Origin of the sequence: Streptomyces sp. NPDC053560 (genome assembly GCF_044544605.1) — a bacterium.
Lineage (GTDB): Bacteria > Actinomycetota > Actinomycetes > Streptomycetales > Streptomycetaceae > Streptomyces.
The window spans coordinates 674,013-691,992 of sequence record NZ_JBITXI010000002.1 but is presented as its reverse complement, the minus strand read 5'-3'; the positions used below and the strand labels follow the sequence as shown (position 1 = coordinate 691,992).

Here is a 17,980-nt window from a genome sequence, read left to right as displayed (position 1 = left end):
GGGCCTGTCCGGCACTGGCCGACGACTGAGTTATCCACAGGCAAAAGCGAATGTCAGTGGGGCCTGTCACTATCCGTACATGGCTACCGACACACCGGTCACCGAGGCCGGATACTGGGACTCCGCCGCCGAGCGGTTCGACGACGAGCCGGATCACGGACTCCGCGATCCGGCGGTACGGGCCGCCTGGGCGCACCGGCTGCAAGCCTGGCTGCCGACCGAACCCTCCGACGTCCTCGACCTCGGCTGCGGCACGGGCAGCATGGCCCTGCTCGCCGCCGAGCAGGGCCACCGCGTCACCGGCGTCGACCGCTCACCGCGCATGGTCGAGGCGGCCCGCGCCAAACTCGCGGGACGGGAAGCCCGGATACTGATCGGTGACGCCGCCCGACCACCGGTAGCAGCGCGGCAATTCGACGTCGTCCTCGTACGCCACGTGCTGTGGGTGCTGCCCGACCCGGAGGCGGTGCTGAGGAAGTGGGTGCGGTTGCTGCGCCCCGGAGGCCGCCTGGTCCTGATCGAGGGCCGGTGGGGCGAGGCGGACCCGGTCGGCTTCACCGCCACCGACCTGGAACGGCTGACCGCGCCCCTCGCCCGCCGAACGCACCTGGAGCGGCTCACGGAGGACGCCGCACTGTGGGGCAGGGAAGTGCGGGACGAGCGATACGCCCTCGTGGTCCACCCCGCGCCCCCGGCCCGCCATACAGAGGTGATCGATGTCCATCTGATCCTGCGCCGCGGGGACGAGGTGCTCCTCGCCCGCCGCGCGAACACCGGGTATGCCGACGGGCTGCTGCACGCACCCAGCGGACACGCCGAGGACGGCGAGGACGTCCGGGAGGCGATGGCCAGAGAAGCCGCCGAGGAGCTCGGGCTTCGACTGAACCCCTCCGACCTGCGCGTCGCACTGGTCATGCAACACCGCAGCCCCGAGGGGCGCCCGCGGATCGGCTGGTTCTTCGAGGCGACGTACGGCGCGGGCGGCGAGCCGGTCAACCGTGAGCCGGAGAAGTGCTCCGAGCTGGACTGGTTCCCGCTGGCCGCACTGCCGGACGACATGGTCGCGTACTGCAGAGCGGGCCTGGACGCGTACCGCGCGGGGGAGCGCTTCGTCCTGCACTGGCACCGGCCCGGCGACACCATCGCCTACGACCCGACGGGCCCGCACCGCGCGGTGGCCCTTCCCCCGAGCCCCACCGACAGCAGCACAGCCGAGAACGCGCACCACGCCGGGGCAAGCGTCACCACACCACGGTGAACAGCGCGCACGAGTCGAACGCGCGACGGGGAGGAGACGCACGATGACACCGGCGACGACGACATGGGTGACGACGGCGGCGGAGCGGGCCGGGACACGAATACCCCCGGCGCTTCACTCGGCTCGGCCTTGCGGGGCGTCGACCTTCCGGTGGAACCGCCACTCGGTGGCGTACGGCTCGTAGCCGAAGGCCCGGTTGATCGCGAGCATCGGCGTGTTGGTGGCGTCGTTGCCCGTGAACGCCTCGGTACAGCCGGCCGCCCGGGCCTCGTGCAGCGCCCGCAGCTTGGCGAGCTTGGCCAGGCCACGGCCGCGGAAGGCGCGCTTGGCACCGGTCATCGCGGACAAGCAGCGGCCGAGACCGTCGGCGGCCACCGCACTGAACGCGGCCGGTTCACCGTTGACCATGGCGACGGTGGTGAGACCGAGGTCGATGTCCGGGTGCTCCCAAGTATGGGTCAGCCAGCTCTCGTACGACATGGCGTCGGCCGGTACGTCGCCCGGCTCGTCGCAGGAGGCCTCGGCATCCAGCAGGTACAGCGGATAGGGATCGGCGCCGAAGCCGGCGGCGGTGCGCAGCTCCACACCGGAAGGGAGGTGATCGGGGAGCGGCGGCAAGGGAGTACGGGCCAGGTCGAGGCGAAGATAGCGGGACGTGCGGCTGCGGTGATAGCCGTTGCGCTCGGCGAACCCTGTTGAGCGGTCGTCCTCGTGAACGTAGGCGAAGATCCGGGTGGCGCCGAGGGCGGCCAGGCGTTCCTCGGCGGCGCTGAGCAGGGCGCGGCCGACGCCGTGGCCGCGGTGTGCGGGGTGGACCATCGGGTTCGCGACTGCTTGGCCGGGGACGGTGCTGTCGTGGATCAGGCCGGTCTTGGCGGCGCCGACGAGCCGTTCGTCCAGCTCGGCGACGAGGATCCGGAAGTGCTGGGCGGCCGGAGCGCTGGCGGTCTCCCAGGCCACGGACTGCGGGGTGCAGACGAGGAAGGGTGCGACGGCCCGCCGTACGTCGGCGACGGCCTTGGCATCGGAGGGGCGGAACGCGCGAACGGAAAGCGACATGCCGCCGGACGCTACGCCGCGCCTGCATCATGCGCCTCCGAATAACGGGCGGCGGGAGGAGCGCGGCGGGAGGAGGGGCGGGGAGGGTGGGGGCCGAGGAGGGCGAGGGGAGGGGGTGGGGGTGGGGGGGGGAGGGGGAGGCCCCCCGGAAGGAAGGAGTAAAGGAAGGCAGGAGGGGAGGAGAGAGGAGGAAGGCAGTCGGGCGAGGCGGCAGGGGTATGTCCCGGCAGCGAGAGGCGAGAGGCGAGAGGCGAGAGGCGAGAGGCGAGAGGCGAGAGGCGAGAGGCGAGAGGCGAGAGGCGAGAGGCGAGAGGCGAGAGGCAGGGGTACGCGCCTCCGGGGTGGGGGAAGCCGGGGTGTGCGGCTCCTGGAGGGGGAGCCGGTGCTGCGGCCTGCGGCTTTCGGGCCGCGGCTCGCGGTTCGCGGTTCGCGGCGCTGGGCTTTGGGTGTGGTGGCGTTGGTTTGGGGTGGGGGCGGAGCACAATGGGTGGGACAAAAGTTCTGTCGCCTCGGCCTATTGGGAGTGTCACTGTGGTCCTGGACCCGCTGCAGCTCGTTGTCGATCAGGATGCGGCGGATGCGCCGTACGAGCAGGTCCGTACCCAGATCGCCGAGCAGGCGCGGAGCGGTCGGTTGCCCGCCGGGTTCCGGCTGCCGACGGTGCGTGGGCTGGCGGGGGAGTTGGGGCTGGCGGCGAATACCGTGGCCAAGGCGTACCGGGCGCTGGAGAGTGACGGTGTGATCGAGACGCGGGGTCGCAACGGTACGTTCGTGGCGGCTGCCGGGGACGCGGGGGCTCAGCAGGCCGCCGAGGCCGCCCTGGCGTTTGCGCAGCGGGCCCAGCGTCTCGGGCTCGATCATCAGGCCGCGTTGTCCGCCGCGGTGACCGCTCTGCGCGCCACCTACGGTGACCCTGAGAAGGGGGCGGGAGGGGAGCGGTAGGCCCACCTCCCCAGGTTCCGGAAGGGGAGCGGTAGCCACGCCCCCACCCAGGCTCTGGGAGCCGGGGGCGGGAGCCGCACGCGCCTAAGGTCTCCGGGAGAGGGAGCCGCACCCACCAAGGTCTCCGGGAGAGGGGCCAGGGGAGCCCTCCCGGGAGCTGCACCCCTGGTCCCCTGGAAGACGGGGCAGGCGGGGCCGTATGGCGGTTGACGGTCGGGGGGTGGGGTGGGGTGGGTTTTCGGTGGAGAGTGGGGCGCGTAGGGTGCCTTTGCTAACTCGTCGTTCAGTAACGGTCGGGCGGGCCGTGCCGGGCGGCTCGGGCCGCAGGAAGGCGGAGGCGATATGACCAGAAGGACGGCCCGCGTGATGACCAGCAAAAAGGCCCTTGTGCGTCGGCCGAGTCCGGGGCTCGCCGACGGGCTGGTCACGCACATCCACCGGCAGCCGGTGGATGCCGGGCTCGCGGTGCGGCAGTGGGAGACGTACGTCGGCACGTTGCAGGCGCACGGCTGGGAGACCATCGAGGTGCCGCCCGCCGACGACTGCCCGGACGGCGTCTTCGTCGAGGACACCATGGTGGTGTACCGCAACGCCGCGCTGATCTCGCGGCCCGGCGCGGACGAGCGGAAGCCGGAGACCGCGGCCGCCGCCGAGACCGTGGAGGCCCTCGGCTGCTTCGTGGGCCGGGTGCGTGAGCCGGGAACGCTGGACGGCGGGGACGTACTGAAAATCGGCGACACGGTGTACGTGGGCCGGGGCGGCCGCACCAATGCCGATGGAGTGCGCCAAATCCGTGCAGCATTCGAGCCATTGGGGGCGCGGGTCGTCGCCGTACCGGTCCGCAAGGTCCTGCACCTGAAGTCGGCCGTTACCGCACTTCCCGACGGCACCGTCATCGGATACCCCCCGCTCGTCGACGACGAGGCGCGGGCGCTGTTCCCCCGCTTCCTGGCCGTCCCGGAGGAGTCCGGCTCCCATGTCGTCCTGCTGGGCGGGGGAAAACTGCTGATGGCGGCCAGTGCGCCCAAGAGCGCCGAGCTGTTCGCCGATCTCGGGTACATGCCCGTGCCCGTCGACATCGGAGAGTTCGAGAAGCTGGAGGGGTGCGTGACGTGTCTGTCCGTACGCCTGCGGGAGCTGCCCGCATGACCGCCATATCGTGACGGTATGAGCAACCTCGATCTCAAGCCCGCGGCCAGTCTCTGCGGGGGTGGCGGCCGGACCGGACCGGTCCGGGACGTCCAGCCGGGCAAGCAGGTGCCGTTGGGGGAATCCACCCTGGTCCGCAGACTGCTGCCCAACCTCGGCCGCAGGATGGTCGGGGCCTGGTGCTTCGTGGACCACTACGGTCCCGATGACATCGCGGGGGAGCCCGGGATGCAGGTGCCGCCGCACCCGCACATGGGCCTGCAGACCGTCAGCTGGCTGCGCGAGGGCGAGGTGCTGCACCGCGACAGCCTCGGCTCGCTCCAGACCGTACGGCCGCGCGAGCTGGGACTGATGACCTCGGGGCGGGCGATCGCGCACTCTGAGGAGTCGCCCCGCGACCACGGCCGTGTGCTGCACGGCGCGCAGCTGTGGGTCGCGCTGCCGAACGAGCACCGCGGGAAGGCGCCGACGTTCGAGCACCATGCCGATCTGCCGGTGATCACCGGGGGCGGCGGGCTGAGCGCGACCGTGATCCTCGGGGAGCTGGCGGGCGCGCGGTCACCCGGTACGACCTACTCGCCGCTGGTCGGTGCGGACATCACGTTCCGCGCGGGGACGCATGTACGGCTGCCGCTGGAGAGCGACTTCGAGTACGCCGTGTTGACGATCGAGGGCGAGAGCGAGGTGGACGGCGTACGGCTGGCGCCCGGCTCGCTGCTGTATCTGGGGTGCGGGCGGGGTGAGCTGCCGGTGCGGGCCGACGTCGACAGCAGCCTGATGCTGCTGGGCGGCGAACCGTTCGAGGAGCAGATCGTCATGTGGTGGAACTTCGTCGCGCGCAGCGGTGACGAGGTGGCCGCGGCGCGGGAGGCGTGGATGGCGGGGGAGCGGTTCGGGACGGTGCACGGTTACGACGGGCCGCCGCTGCCGGCGCCGCCCCTCCCGCCGGTACCGCTCAAGCCGCGCGGGCGGCAGCGGTCGCCCGGCCCGCGGAGGTGAGCCGGAGGACTGGAGAGCCGGCGAGCCCGAAAGTGGGAATTCCGGTGCCGCGAACGTGTGCCGAGCCGGAGAGCCGCGAACATGGGCTGAGCCGGAAAGTCGCGAAGGCGGGCCGAGCCGGAGGGCCGGAAAGTCGCGAAGGCGGGCCGAGGTGGAGAGTCGGAGAGTCCGTGCCGTCGGCCCGGCCGGTGGTCGGACGGCACCGGTCCGGCCGCGACGCGCGACGGCCGGGCCGCAGGCCTCCCCCTCAGCTCTGATCGGTCGGCTGACCAAGCGCCTCCGCGAACAGCGGGACGACCGTCTTGAGTGCGTAGGACGTGGACAGCACCGAGTCGGTCGCGAAAGCGGAGCTGAGGGTGGTGTCGTCGAAGACGACGGAGTGGCCCGCCTTCACCGACGGCACGGCCCGGTACGGCGGGTCGCCGCTGATCTTCTTTGCGCTGATGCCGCTCGGTGCCATGACCGTCAGGTCCGCGTCGAGGAGGGCGAGGATCTCGTGGGAGACGGCTTCCTCGACATCCTGGAGAACCCGCACGTCGGCCTCGTCCACTTCGTCCCCGGCAGCAAGGAGATCCTGCGGATCAACGGGCGGGCCCGCGTCCTCACCGACGCGCCGTTCTTCGACCGCATGACGGTCAAGGGGCAGCGGCCGCGGCCGGCGCTGCTGGTCGAGATCGACGAAGTGTTCCGGCACTGCCCCCCCCGGTCGCTGCGCCGGGCCGGCACAGGGGAACCGGATACCTGGCCCGAACCGCCCCGGCCGCTCAGCGGCTGACGGCGGCGCGGGTCACAGGTACAGCCCCGCGTCGGTGCCCGTGTCCTGGGCGGGGACGGCGGCGGGGCGGGTGCCCCGGCGGAGCGCGTACAGCTCGGCGAGGCTCGCGCCCTCGCGGCCGACGCCCTCGTCCGTCCCCAGCCAGCCGACCGCTTCGGTACGGGTGAGCGGGCCGACCTCGATACGGGCCAGGCACCGGCCGGGCCGGACCACTGCCGGGTGCATCCGCTCCAGGTCCTCGTTGGTCGTGACGCCCACCAGGACGTTGCGGCCCTGGCCCAGCAGGCCGTCGGTGAGGTTCAGCAGCCGGGAGAGCGCCTGGCCCGCGGTGTGCCGGGCCTCGCCGCGGATCAGCTCGTCGCAGTCCTCCAGGAGCAGCAGCCGCCAGCGGCCCCGGCCCGACGCGTCGTCCTCGCCGATGGCGATGTCCATCAGATAGCCGACGTCGTTGAAGAGCCGCTCCGGGTCCAGGACGCAGTCCACCTGGCACCAGTCGCGCCAGGACCGGGCGAGGGTGCGCAGCGCCGACGTCTTGCCGGTGCCGGGCGGGCCGTGCAGGAGCAGCAGCCGGCCGGCGATCTCCTCGGGGGTGACCTTCATCAGGCCGTCCAGCGCCTCGGCGACCGGCGCGGTGTAGTTGGGCCGGATCTCGTCCCAGGTGCCGGCGGAGATCTGGCGGGTGGTGCGGTACGGACCGCGGCGCGGGGAGTAGTACCAGAAGCCCATCGAGACGTTGGCGGGCTGCGGCTCCGGCTCGTCCTCGGCGCCGTCAGCGGACTGCTCCAGCACCTTCTCCGCCAGCTCGTCGCTGACGGCCGTGACCGTGATGTCGGCGCCGCGGCTCCAGCGCGAGATCAGCAGCGTCCAGCCGTCGCCCTCGGCGAGGGTGGCGCTGCGGTCGTCGTCACGGGCCGAGCGCAGCACCTCGGCGCCGGGTGGCAGCAGCGTCAGGCCCGGCTTGACCCGCTCCACGGAGCGGCTGCGGGCGTACGGCTGCCGTCCGTTGGCGAACCGCCCCAGGAACAGGGCGTCCACCACATCGGACGGGGAGTCGCTGTCGTCCATCGTCAGACGGATCGGCAGCGACTCCTCGGCGGCGGCCGGCGGAAGGTGATCGGCACACATGGGGCCATGATCGGGCATGACCCGCACGCCGTACACGGAATTACGCGATTGCCCGGGCCGGTCCGGAACCGGACACGCTCTTGACGGGCACTTGACAGACGGCGGCCGAGGGCGTGTCCAGGACGTACCCGTTACACGGGATTGCGGCTCAACAGGCGGAAATGTGGCTAGGCTTGCCCGTTGTGGGACGTCATGGGGGGTTACGGGTGCCGATACCGGGACGAGCGGGGTGGGTGATCGCCGCGCTTCTCGGAACGGGGGCGATGGTTCTGGCGCTGCTGCTGGTCATGTGCGGGATGTCGCCGGGCGGGCAGCGGGGCGGGGGAGCGGACAACGGGGTGCTGGGCGGCTCCGAGGCCATGGAGCAGCTGGGCTGGGGGTTCACGCACACCGAGTTCAGCGCCGACCGCGGTGAGCCCGCCGCCGAGGTGGAGGCCGACCGGCTGCTGACCGGCGATCCGATGCCGCAGAACCAGCACATCATGGGCTGGGGCGCGCGCAATCCGGAACCGAGCCCCGGAAAATACGACTTCCACGACCTGGACCGGCGGCTGGCCCTCATGCGCAGCACCGGCGGCACACCCGTACTCACTCTGTGCTGTTCGCCGGACTGGATGAAGGGCGGAAAGGCCGGCAGGACCGACTGGGGCGAGCTGGAGAAGGCGCCCGACGCGGACCACTACGAGGACTTCGCGAAACTGGCGGGGAAAATAGCGAAACGCTATCCGGAGGTCCGGCACTTCATCGTCTGGAACGAACTCAAGGGATTCTTCGACGAGGACCGGAACCGCTGGGACTACGAGGGCTACACCCGGCTGTACAACCTCGTCCACAAGGAGCTGAAGAAGGTCGATCCGGCGATCCAGGTCGGCGGCCCGTACATCGTGATGGACAGCTACCGGCCGGGCGAGGACTCCTACGCGTCCGACCTCGCGGGGGACTGGGGATCGGTCGACCAGCGGGTACTGGACGCCATTTCGTACTGGAACGAGCACAAGGCGGGGGCCGACTTCCTGGCCGTCGACGGCTCCAGCTACACCCGCGACAACTCCTACGCGCCGGACGAATTCGGGGCGACGAAGAAATTCGGCGACGTCACGCGCTGGCTCCGTGAGGAGACCGGGCTGCCGGTGTGGTGGACGGAGTGGTACGTCGAGGTCGCCGACGAGAACGACGACCGGCACGGCTGGAGCGAATCGCACCGCACCGCGGTGCAGGCCACCGCCATGATGGAAATGGCGGAGGCCGGCGTCGCCACAGCGCTGTACTGGAATCCGCAGAACGAGGACACGGACTGCCCCGGCTGTCTGTGGAGCAGCACGGAACTGGACGACGGCGGCGCGGAACTGCCGATGATGAAGCTGCTCGCCCGGTTCGGCAAGGAATTCCCGCCGGGCACGGAATTCCGCTCCGTCTCCGTCGCGCCGGACGACCGGCCGAACGTACGGGTGCTCGCCGACGACGCGGCCGTACTGGTGGTCAACACCGTCGGCAGGCCCATCCAGGCCAAGGTCGACGGCCGCACCTTCGACCTGCCGGCCTACGGGCTGCGCTGGCTCGAGCGGAGCTGACCCGTGCGAACGGCGGGCGGGGACGCGCCCCGCCCGCCGTTCGCGCCTCGCCGTACCGCCGCGGCCTACGACATCGTCACGAACCGCTGGACCAGGGCCGCGAGGAACACCACGAGGAACGGCATCGCGAACCAGAACGTGCCCTGCACCCAGCGCTGCCTGCCCACGCTCGCCGGGAGCGCCACCCGGACGATCTCCCGGGTGCCCAGCAGCAGGAGCAGCGCCACCGCCGCCAGACCGCCCGCCACCGACCACGGCGTCCAGGTGACCAGCGGGCCGGCCGGCCCCGGAGCCGGCTGCCGCACCTCGCCCGCGGGCGGGTCCGTCAGCGCGTACAGCACGGCGTCGTCGTTGACGAGCACCTGCCGCAGGTCGGCCCGGCGGTCCAGGGACGCCCGCAGCCGCTGCTCCCAGCCGTCCGGGTAGCCGCCGTCCAGCCGCAGCGCCTCGGACTGGCCGCGGTTGACGATCAGATACGACCGCGGGCCGGCCTCCTCCAGCGCCTTCACGAGCGGGCCGACGCGCGCCGGGTCGCGCGGCGCGAGGGTCGGCTCGTACTGGACGCGCTCCATGTCGCGGGCGCCCCACGGCATGTCCGGGGTGACGTTCTCGACGGGGTCGTCGGTCAGCCACAGCAGGCGCGCGGTCGGCCGGTCGTGCGCGTAGACGTACTCCATCGCCGCGACCTCGCCCGTCCGGGTCCGCTCGAACGGCTCGTTGCCCCAGCGGGCCACGAGGAAGCCGAAGACCAGCACCAGACCCGCCAGCAGGGCGGCGAGCGGCCCGAACCCGCGGCGTCCCCCGGCGGGGCGCGGGAACAGCGCGAGCGCACCGAGGACGCAGGCGCCCGGCAGCGCGAACATGAAGACGCGCAGCGCCATCTCGCCGCCGTAGGACTGCATGCCGAAGGCGAGGAACGGCACGCACGCGAGGACGAGCAGGGACCGTTCGGTGAAGCCCGCGCGACGGCGCCGCAGCACGCCCCAGCACGCGAGCGCGAGCACCGAACCGGCCAGCAGGACCCGGGTGTACAGGACGAGCTTGTGGGTGCTGCTGCCGCCCTCGATACGGCCCGACACCGAGGAGGTGAAGTTGGAGCCCAGGCCGCCGATGCCGCCGAACAGCTCGTCGAAGTGGCCCGACCAGTAGGGCTCGGCGAGGAAGCCGATCCAGAAGACGACCATGACGCCGAGCAGCAGCGGCAGGCCGCGCAGCGTCGAGCGGCGGACCAGCACCAGGAAGATCAGTACGCCGAGCATCACGAACGGCGTGAGCTGGTGGCCGGCCACGGACACCGCGAACAGTGCGATCAGCACGCAGAGCAGGACAGTGCGCTGCCTGCGGTCCGCCGGCCGCACCTCGGTCTCGCCGGGGCGCAGCTTGCCGGGCAGCACCCGCGGGTCGCGGAACCACACCAGCAGGACCGCCACGAAGGCCAGGTAGAGCAGGTACGTGAAGCCCTGCGGCGAGAAGTAGTCCTGGCCGACCCAGCCGCACAGCGCGAACAGCCATGCCGCGCTCCACTTCGCGCGCCAGTCCGCGCGTACGGAGCGCAGCAGCAGGAACACCGGTGCGAGGTAGAGGAGTTGGACGGTCAGCGGCCACCAGCGGAGCAGCGTGCCGAAGTCGGTGAGGCCGCAGGCCTCGGCGAGGAACTGCGCGCCGGCGAAGAAGCCCGGCCAGCTCCAGCGCGCGTCCAGGTCCGGTACGGCGGTGCCGGTCCGGCCGATGTAGTCCAGGAAGCCCAGGTGCTGCCAGGCGGTGGCGAAGCGCGGCTGGGCCTCCAGCAGGGCGGGCAGCGAGTGCAGCGCCACGACCGTCAGGACCAGCGTCACCGCCAGCAGGACCCGGCGCGGCCGGGAGAGCCACAGCGCCGCGGCGAACGCCACGGCGAGCAGGGCTGCGCCGGTGAGCGTCGCGACGGGCAGGACGGAGACCAGGCCGAGTCCGCCCATCCGGTCCAGATCGGCGTCGCCCATCCCGCGCAGTGGCAGCCAGAAGAGCGCGAGCGCGACGCCGAGCAGCGCCCAGACGCCGAGGTCGGGACGGCCGGTGAGGAAGGCGCCGGCTCCGCCGCGGCCCGGAGCGGCCCCGGCGGTACCTCCGGCGGCCGTACCTCCGGCGGCCGTGTCCTTGACGGCCGTACCGCCGAGGGCTGTTCCGCCGCCCGCCGCGGCGCCGCCGGGGGCCGCGGGGACGACCGGCAGCCGCACCGTGTGCGCCTCGGACGTGTCCACCGGCGTGACGGCGGGCAGCCGTACGGTGTGCGCGTCCGACGGCCCGACGGCCGGCAGCCGGAGGGTGTGTGCCTCCGCCGCATCGGCGCCGTCCGGCCCGGCGCCCGGCGTGCCGTTGCGCGCCGGGCCGGGTGCCGGTGTCCCGGCCGCCGGCCGATCCGTTGCCCAGGACGGCTTCCCGGCGGCGGGCGGTGCCGCGTCCGCGCCGGCACCGCCGCCCTTCGCCTCCGGTTCCCGGTACGCCTCCGCCACCTGTTCCTCCGTCAGCGGCGGCCGCACATCGGGCCGCCGTTCCATGTGATCGAAATCCACGTGCACGCCCAGTGGCATCGTGTCCACGTCGAGGCGGGCCCGCTGCGCCCATGTGGGGCGGTGCGCGCCGTCCCTCTCCGGCGCCGCCGCCCGGTCGTCCGGGAGCGTGCGCACGGCGTCCCCCAGGTCGCCGTGGACGGCCAGATCCGCCAGGTCGCCGTCCGGGGCGACCCCGTCGGCCGGGGCCTTGGCGAGCGGTGCCGCCGGCCGCCCCCGGGCCACGCCGTACAGCTTCACGGCGGCGATCGACGCGATCACCGCCACGCTGCAGATCTCCGCGACGCCCGCGCCGGTCAGCCCCATCCGCGGCAGCAGGAGCAGCGTCAGGCCCAGCACGAGGACGCACAGCAGGCCCTGGAGGTACGCCAGTCCCGAGGTCCGGCTCTGCGCACGCAGCACCGCGAAGTAGGTTTCCATCACCACACGCAGCGCGGCGCCGACCGCGAACCAGCGCAGCAGCGGCGTCGCGGCGTCCGCGTACCCCTTGCCGAAGACGCCGAGGACGTACGGCGCGCACACGAAGAGGAAGAGGCACACCGGCAGCATGATGCGGGCCATCCGGCGCAGCGCGGCGCGGGTGTTCTCCGCCAGCCGGGCCGGGTCGTGCGAGCCCTCCACGGTCAGCGAGGCGCCCATGTTGATGGCGAGCAGGTTGACCGTGCCGCCGATCGTGGTGGTGATGTAGAAGTACGCGTTGTCGGCCGCGCTGACCTGCGAGGCGACCAGGACGGGTACGAGGTAGACCACCGCGAGCGAGAAGAGGGAGCCGGTGTAGTCGCCGGCCAGGAAGCGGCCCATCTCGTGCAGGGAGGGCGGCCGTGCGGTGTGTGCGGTGGCCGCCTCGTGCCGGGGCACCAGCCGCCGGAACACCAGCCAGCCCAGCGGGATCACGGACACCGCGATGGCCGCGACCCAGGACACGAAGACGCCCGCGGTGGGGATCGCCGCCGCCATGAAGATCAGGAGGCCCAGCTTCACGGTGGAGAAGGCGAGGTTGCCCAGCGGTACCCACACCGCGCTGCGCAGCCCGGTCAGCACCCCGTCCTGGAGCGTCAGCAGCGACCACGCGATCACCGCCACGATGAAGCCCAGGCCGTTCAGCGTGCCGTGCAGGAAGCGGTAGGACGGGCCCCACAGGTCCAGCGTCAGCAGGAACACGCACGCGGCCAGCGCGACGATCACCGAACTGCCCGCGTACGTGCGCAGCACCAGCCGGCCGGTGTGCCGCCCGGCGACCGGGATGAAGCGGGCCAGCGCACCGGTCAGGGTCACCGCGGTCAGCCCGGCCAGCAGCTTCATCGCGGCGATCGCCGCCGAGCCCTGGCCGACCGCGGACTCGGTGTAGTAGCGCGCGGCGACCAGCCAGAATCCGAGGCCCAGCAGCCCGGAGATGCCCGTGTTGAGCATCAGGGCGTAGGCGTTGCGGAAGAGGGGCGTGCCACCGCCCCCGCTCCCGGGGAACCGCAGCTTGCGCCCGCCCGTCGCCCGCTCGTCCTGGGTACGCTCCTCGGTGCGGGTGGTCGTGTCAGACACTGGCTCGGTTCCCTTTCCTGAGGCCCGGCACTGTGTCACCGGGCCCCACTGACGGCCTTTCATCGGCGCTGCGCGCGGGGTCAGTCCCCGGGAGCGCAGCGCCTGATCGCCTGGCGCGATCTGCGGAGCACGGCGTACCCCTTGGTGAGCGCACGGTCCTTGGCGAAGGCGCGCCCGAGGGCCTCTCCGGCGACGATCCGCCGGAACTCCGCCAGTTCCGTGCTGCGCCGCACGGTCAGCCTGCGCAGTGCGTACGGGCCCTGCCGGAAACCGGCCAGGCCGTTGCCGACGGCCAGCGACTGCCGGAAGCCGGCGGCGCGCACCGTCCGCCGCACCCGGCGGTCGGAGTAGCCGTAGGGGTAGGCGAAGGACACCGGGGCCGCGCCCAGCTGCTCGGCGACGATCCCCTTGCAGCGCAGTACCTCGGACCAGAGCGCGTCGTCGGAGAGCTGGTCCAGCTCGGGGTGGGTGTGGCTGTGGCCGCCGATCTCCACGCCGGCGGCGGCCAGCTCCCGTACCTGGTCCCAGCCGAGCATGGTGTCCAGCGCGCCGCCGGCGTCGTACGGGCCGGGCAGCCAGCCGGTCGACACGAACAGGGTGGCCGGGAAGGCGTACTTGGCCAGTACGGGCAGGGCGTAACGGTGCACGCCCTCGTAGCCGTCGTCGAAGGTGATGAGGACGGGGCGGCCGGGCAGCGGGGCGCCCTCCCGCCAGGCCGCTGCCAGGGCCGCGGTGGTCAGCGGGTGGTAGCCCTCGTCGTGCAGGACCGCCATCTGCTCGGCGAACGCGCCGGGGGAGACGGACAGGCCGTGCGTCGCGGGGGCCGGCTTGTGGGCCACCGCGTGGTACATCAGGATCGGCACGGGCTCCGGGGGGTAGGCGGCGGTGTTCACGCGACCGCCCCCTCGCCGCCGTGCAGCACCGTCTCGCCGGGCAGGCCGCCGTCGCCGCGCACCGGCTTCTCGGCCCGCGCGGCCAGCCGTACGGGCTCCACCGGGGGACGGCCGGCGGCGGCCACCGGCTCGGCCGGCGGGCGGTCGGCGGCCACGGGGGGCACGGGAGGACGGCCGGCGGGGACGGGCGCCACGGGCGGGCGTTCCGCCGCCACGGGGTCCGCGCCCCATGCCGCGGTGTCGTCCGGTACGGGCGTCGGCCCCGGCACCGCGGCGATCACGAACGAGCCGCCCGAGCGGCGGGTACGGGCCGTGCCGACCAGATAGCCGCCGGCCGCCGCCGCCACGCCCGCCACGATCGCACCCGCCCGGCCCGCGCCGCCCGGCCTGCGCAGCAGCGCGTCGCGCAGGCCGCGCGCCACCCCCGCCGGCAGGACGCGGGTGGTGTAGCGGCGCTCCGTGGCCAGCCCCTCCTGCGCGCCGACGCTGCGCGCGACCAGGGCCTTGGACAGGCCCTCGGCGTAGGCGCGGGTACGGAAGTAGGAGAAGCGCTCGCGCCCCGCCGGTACCCGGTGGTGGATCACCGAGCGGTCGTCGATGAGCAGGACGGCGTCCGGGCAGGCGCGGGTGAGCCGGATGCACATCTCGGTCTCCTCGCAGCCCAGCGGCCGCTTGTCGCCGTCCCGGCCGATGCCGGTGGCGAACCCGCCGGCGATCTCGAACGCCTCGCGGCGGAACGAGGCGTTGCCGCCGAGGACGTTGCGCACCCGCGTCCGGCCCGGCGGCAGGCCGCGGTAAGTGCAGCCGACGACCCAGTCGAACTCCCGGGGGAACCAGTCGGGGCGGCGCCCGGAGGCCCAGACCGGCTCGGTACGGCCGCCGATGGCCATCACGTCGGGGTCGGCGTAGCCCTCGGCGAAGTGCAGCAGCCATTCGCGTTCGGCGACCGCGTCGTCGTCGAGGAAGGCGATGACCTCGCCGGTGGACTCCGCGACGCCGGTGTTGCGGCCCGCCGAGAGGCCTCTTGGACCGGCGTTCGGCAGCACGCCGATGTCGGTGGCCCCGGCGAACTGCGTGCGCAGCCGGGTGAGCAGGGCCGGGTTGTGGTCGACGACGAGCAGGATCTCGTGTGCCGGGTGGAGCTGGTCACGCACGGAGGCCGCCGCGGCGAGAATGTCGCCCCAGCGGTCCTCGGTGTACACGCAGATCACCACGGAGATGCGGATGCTCAAGACACCTCTCCCGTGATCATCGCGGGGCGCACCGCACGCTTGCGGGTGCCGCGTTCACGCAGGATGACCTTCAGGACGCGGATGCCGTCGCGGACCGCGCGCAGGTTGCTGACGCCGTGGATGCGGTTGTACTCGTGGCTGGGGATCTCCTGGACGCGTAAGCCGGCCTTGACGACGCGGATGTTCATCAGCGTCTCGACCTCGAAGCCCGCGCAGTCCAGCGCGATCTCGTCCAGGCAGTGCCGCCAGAAGGCGTTGTAGCCGTAGCACAGGTCGGTGTAGCGCGCGCCGAACTTGGTGTTGACCAGGGTGGTCAGCACGCGGTTGCCGAGCTTGCGGATCGGCGTCATGTCGTCGGTGCCGCCGCCGTTGGCGAAGCGGGAGCCCTTGGCGAAGTCGGCGCCGCCGACCAGCGCCGAGACGTACGAGACGATCTCGCCGCCGTCGGCCGAGCCGTCCGCGTCGATCATGACGATGATCTCGCCGGTGCACGCCGCGAAGCCGCTGATGAGGGCATCCCCCTTGCCCTTGCCGCGCTGCTTGACGACCGTGACGTCGGGGCGCAGGTCCTGGGCGACCCGCACCGTGTCGTCGGTGGAATTCCCATCCACCAGGACCACTTCATGGATCCAGTCCGGAAGTGTCTTGAAAACGTACGGGAGATTTTCCGCCTCGTTCATCGCCGGAATGACGACGCTGACCGGCGGAGCAATCGCCAGGTGCGATGAAACGGGTCGGTACTGCGCCTGCGCGGGTATCCGCGGGATGGCAGTTTTCGGGTCCGGTTCCGTTTTCGCAGGGCGAAGGAACGAGCTCATGAGTCTGTTTTCCCTCTCGTCCGGTGGACCGCCCACCCCCGGGCGGCCCGGATGTGTATCCGGTTCGAAAAGGGGGTTCACACCCTGTTCAGCACGGCAGGAAACACCGGGCGAACAGAGCGAGCTGGCATGCGTGAATCCGCGGCTCGTCACCCGACGCCGGCAAGCGCGTCGAGCACGGCACCCCCCTACCGCGCTCCGCCCCGGTCCTCGTCGCGGCTTCTGAGCCCTCCCCTAAAGCCGCTGAGTGACGATCCGGTGCGGATGGATTGTACGACGGTATTGATGAATGACACTCTATGGCAAGAGCTGGAACTACATATCCCCTTTTGTCTTTCCGATGGAAATGGAGCGGGCTGTTCCGTGATTTCCGGCACGGATTCGGCCCATCCGTTTGAGCAGCCGGTCGGCTGGTTCGAACAATTCCGGCCGGGTCACCACGGTGTTCCGCAGTGCTTTTACCGGCGCCCGTCGCGCGCGGTGCCCGATCGCCACCGGATGGCGCCGGGTCACCCACCCTTCCGACACCTGGATTTCGCGTGTCTTGAAGGAGTCCTTGTATTCCTTCTCGCCGCGCCCGAGGTCGAGATGGCTCATCCCGTCGGCGGCGGCCCCCTCGGCCATCCGCAGATGCAGGATCAGCCCCGGCGAGAACTTCGCGTACGCCGGGTCGTAGGCGGGGAACCAGCACGCCAGGATCCGCTCGGAGCGCAGTCCGAAGTGCGCGGCGACCGGCCGCTCGCCGGCGTACAGGACCGACAGCACGCCCGCGAACGAGTCGGTGCGGGTGTGGAACAGCTGCTCCACGAGGTGCGTGATCCAGGGCCGGGCGAAGCGGTCGCTGCGTCCCGTTCTTCGGTACTGCGCGGACTTCCAGTCGATGAGCGTCTGCAGGACGGCCGGATCCCGCTCGTCGTGGACGTACCGCACCTCGCCCACGTCCCGCCCGAGCTTGCGCTCCTTGGCGAGCGTGGTGCGGGTGAACTTCGGCGACTGCTTGCGGAGCCGGGCGAGGTAGGTCTCGAAGCCCTGGTCCACGTCGATCACCGGGGACGGGAACGTCTGCAGCGGGTGCTCCTCGAAGGGCTTCTGGCCCTCCACCAGGTGATCGAACTCCAGCACCGCGAGCCCGCAGGCGTACAGCAGCTCGCGCGAGTCCCACTGGAAGCCGGGCCGGTGCACCAGGCCCTGCGCGTCCGAGACGCCCAGGCCGATCGCCCGCCCGACGCCCAGCGCCGTCCGCTGGAAGGGCAGGAAGGCGGCCGGCTCGCCGTCCTCCTCCTTGATCACCGCGATGCGTACGCCTCGGCGGCAGCGGCCCACCGCGAGCGCGAACTCCGGTGCGAGGAAAGGGTTGCCCAGGTCCGGCGCGCCCAGGAGGTGCGCCTGGGACTGCACGGCGGTCCACGCCGCCCGGGCGGCGCCGCTCAGCTCGCCGGGGCGGTACACGCTGATGTCCACGTTCAGTCCGTCCGTGCATCTGGCGCGGACGCCCCCCGGCGCCGCACGCTCGCCAGCAGGAAGATGGTGCCGCTGATCACCGCGACGGCGAGGACCCCGCCGCGCACCGACCAGATGTGCAGCGACAGCATGGTCTGGGCGACCAGCAGATCGACGGCGAAGGCCCCGGTGCCCGCGACCACCGTGCGGCTGAGCGGGTCCAGGCGTCCCAGGGCGGCGGCGAGGGCGGCCGCGGGTGCGGCCAGCAGGAAGAAGAGCGCGAACGGAGCGCGCAGCGGCGAGGCGAGGTCCGCGAGCGCCAGCACGGCACCCACGCCGCCCACCGCGACGGCCGCACCCGCGAGCAGTGGTGTCGACTCCCGTCGTGCCGGTCTGCTGCCGGTGGATCTGTTGCCGTTGATGGTCTTGGTCTGCATTGGCAGCTTTGCCCCCCATAAAGCGGCCTGATGCTCATACGCACCCGATGCCGGGCTTCAATGTGGCGCGCCTGCCGGGTGCGCGTCAAGGTGCACAGAAGGTGTGAACGAGCCACGTCCGGGACGCCGTTCACACCGGGCGTGGCTCGTTCCTGATCGGTGCCGCAAGGCCGCGAAGCAGTCATTCCGATTGCGCTGGA

Annotated in this window: 12 protein-coding genes and 3 pseudogenes; 6 read left to right on the top strand and 9 right to left on the bottom strand. The window is 72.2% G+C overall.

Annotation, left to right across the window (positions count from 1 at the left end; genetic code table 11):
• The first annotated feature begins 79 nt into the window (after window positions 1–79).
• The gene (locus ACIGQF_RS06350; protein WP_399706167.1) at window positions 80–1,258 is read left to right on the top strand and encodes a methyltransferase domain-containing protein; all 1,179 of its coding nucleotides are present in this window, start codon (window positions 80–82) and stop codon (window positions 1,256–1,258) included.
• A 114-nt stretch (window positions 1,259–1,372) separates the two neighbouring features.
• Here the strand turns inward: ACIGQF_RS06350 and ACIGQF_RS06345 are convergent, their stop codons facing one another.
• Entirely contained in the window at window positions 1,373–2,317 is a 945-nt protein-coding gene (locus ACIGQF_RS06345; protein WP_399706165.1) for a GNAT family N-acetyltransferase, read from the bottom strand.
• Between the two features lie 531 nt (window positions 2,318–2,848).
• Between ACIGQF_RS06345 and ACIGQF_RS06340 the strand changes: the two genes are divergently transcribed.
• The 3 genes from ACIGQF_RS06340 (at window position 2,849) to ACIGQF_RS06330 (ending at window position 5,407) form a co-directional block, all read left to right on the top strand.
• Entirely contained in the window at window positions 2,849–3,259 is a 411-nt protein-coding gene (locus tag ACIGQF_RS06340; protein ID WP_399706162.1) for a GntR family transcriptional regulator, read from the top strand.
• Between the two features lie 366 nt (window positions 3,260–3,625).
• Entirely contained in the window at window positions 3,626–4,408 is a 783-nt protein-coding gene (ddaH, locus tag ACIGQF_RS06335; protein ID WP_399706159.1) for a dimethylargininase, read from the top strand.
• Between the two features lie 18 nt (window positions 4,409–4,426).
• Complete coding sequence (locus tag ACIGQF_RS06330; protein ID WP_399706158.1) at window positions 4,427–5,407, top strand: pirin family protein; 981 nt, start codon at window positions 4,427–4,429, stop codon at window positions 5,405–5,407.
• Window positions 5,408–5,654: 247 nt separating this feature from the next.
• Here ACIGQF_RS06330 and ACIGQF_RS06325 read toward each other — a convergent pair.
• Window positions 5,655–5,915 (bottom strand): annotated as a pseudogene (locus tag ACIGQF_RS06325) (iron-siderophore ABC transporter substrate-binding protein); the annotation flags it as partial.
• On the opposite strand from ACIGQF_RS06325, the pseudogene ACIGQF_RS06320 reads away from it, so the two are divergent.
• Window positions 5,907–6,182: pseudogene (locus ACIGQF_RS06320) on the top strand (pyridoxamine 5'-phosphate oxidase family protein); the annotation flags it as partial. The pseudogenes ACIGQF_RS06325 and ACIGQF_RS06320 overlap by 9 nt on opposite strands.
• 12 nt (window positions 6,183–6,194) lie before the next feature.
• Here ACIGQF_RS06320 and ACIGQF_RS06315 read toward each other — a convergent pair.
• The gene (locus ACIGQF_RS06315) at window positions 6,195–7,307 is read right to left on the bottom strand and encodes a DUF5925 domain-containing protein (RefSeq protein ID WP_399706156.1); all 1,113 of its coding nucleotides are present in this window, start codon (window positions 7,305–7,307) and stop codon (window positions 6,195–6,197) included.
• Window positions 7,308–7,468: 161 nt separating this feature from the next.
• Here ACIGQF_RS06315 and ACIGQF_RS06310 point away from each other — a divergent pair, with 161 nt between their 5' ends.
• Complete coding sequence (locus ACIGQF_RS06310) at window positions 7,469–8,878, top strand: xylan 1,4-beta-xylosidase (RefSeq protein WP_399706153.1); 1,410 nt, start codon at window positions 7,469–7,471, stop codon at window positions 8,876–8,878.
• A 65-nt stretch (window positions 8,879–8,943) separates the two neighbouring features.
• Here ACIGQF_RS06310 and ACIGQF_RS06305 read toward each other — a convergent pair whose 3' ends face one another.
• From ACIGQF_RS06305 to ACIGQF_RS06280, 6 genes and pseudogenes are all read right to left on the bottom strand, one after another.
• Window positions 8,944–12,960 (bottom strand): lipopolysaccharide biosynthesis protein, encoded by a 4,017-nt coding sequence (locus tag ACIGQF_RS06305; protein ID WP_399706150.1) that lies wholly within the window; start codon window positions 12,958–12,960, stop codon window positions 8,944–8,946.
• Between the two features lie 80 nt (window positions 12,961–13,040).
• Window positions 13,041–13,811: a polysaccharide deacetylase family protein gene (locus ACIGQF_RS06300; protein ID WP_399706399.1), complete on the bottom strand. Its 771-nt coding sequence runs from the start codon at window positions 13,809–13,811 to the stop codon at window positions 13,041–13,043.
• A 302-nt stretch (window positions 13,812–14,113) separates the two neighbouring features.
• A pseudogene (locus ACIGQF_RS06295) lies at window positions 14,114–15,085 on the bottom strand (glycosyltransferase family 2 protein); the annotation flags it as partial.
• Window positions 15,082–15,903: a glycosyltransferase family 2 protein gene (locus ACIGQF_RS06290; protein ID WP_399706148.1), complete on the bottom strand. Its 822-nt coding sequence runs from the start codon at window positions 15,901–15,903 to the stop codon at window positions 15,082–15,084. The pseudogene ACIGQF_RS06295 and the gene ACIGQF_RS06290, both read right to left, overlap by 4 nt.
• 315 nt (window positions 15,904–16,218) lie before the next feature.
• The gene (locus ACIGQF_RS06285) at window positions 16,219–17,364 is read right to left on the bottom strand and encodes a GNAT family N-acetyltransferase (RefSeq protein ID WP_399706145.1); all 1,146 of its coding nucleotides are present in this window, start codon (window positions 17,362–17,364) and stop codon (window positions 16,219–16,221) included.
• Window positions 17,365–17,366: 2 nt separating this feature from the next.
• A complete protein-coding gene (locus ACIGQF_RS06280) occupies window positions 17,367–17,780 on the bottom strand; it encodes a hypothetical protein (RefSeq protein ID WP_399706143.1) in 414 nt (137 codons plus the stop codon).
• Window positions 17,781–17,980 lie beyond the last annotated feature (200 nt).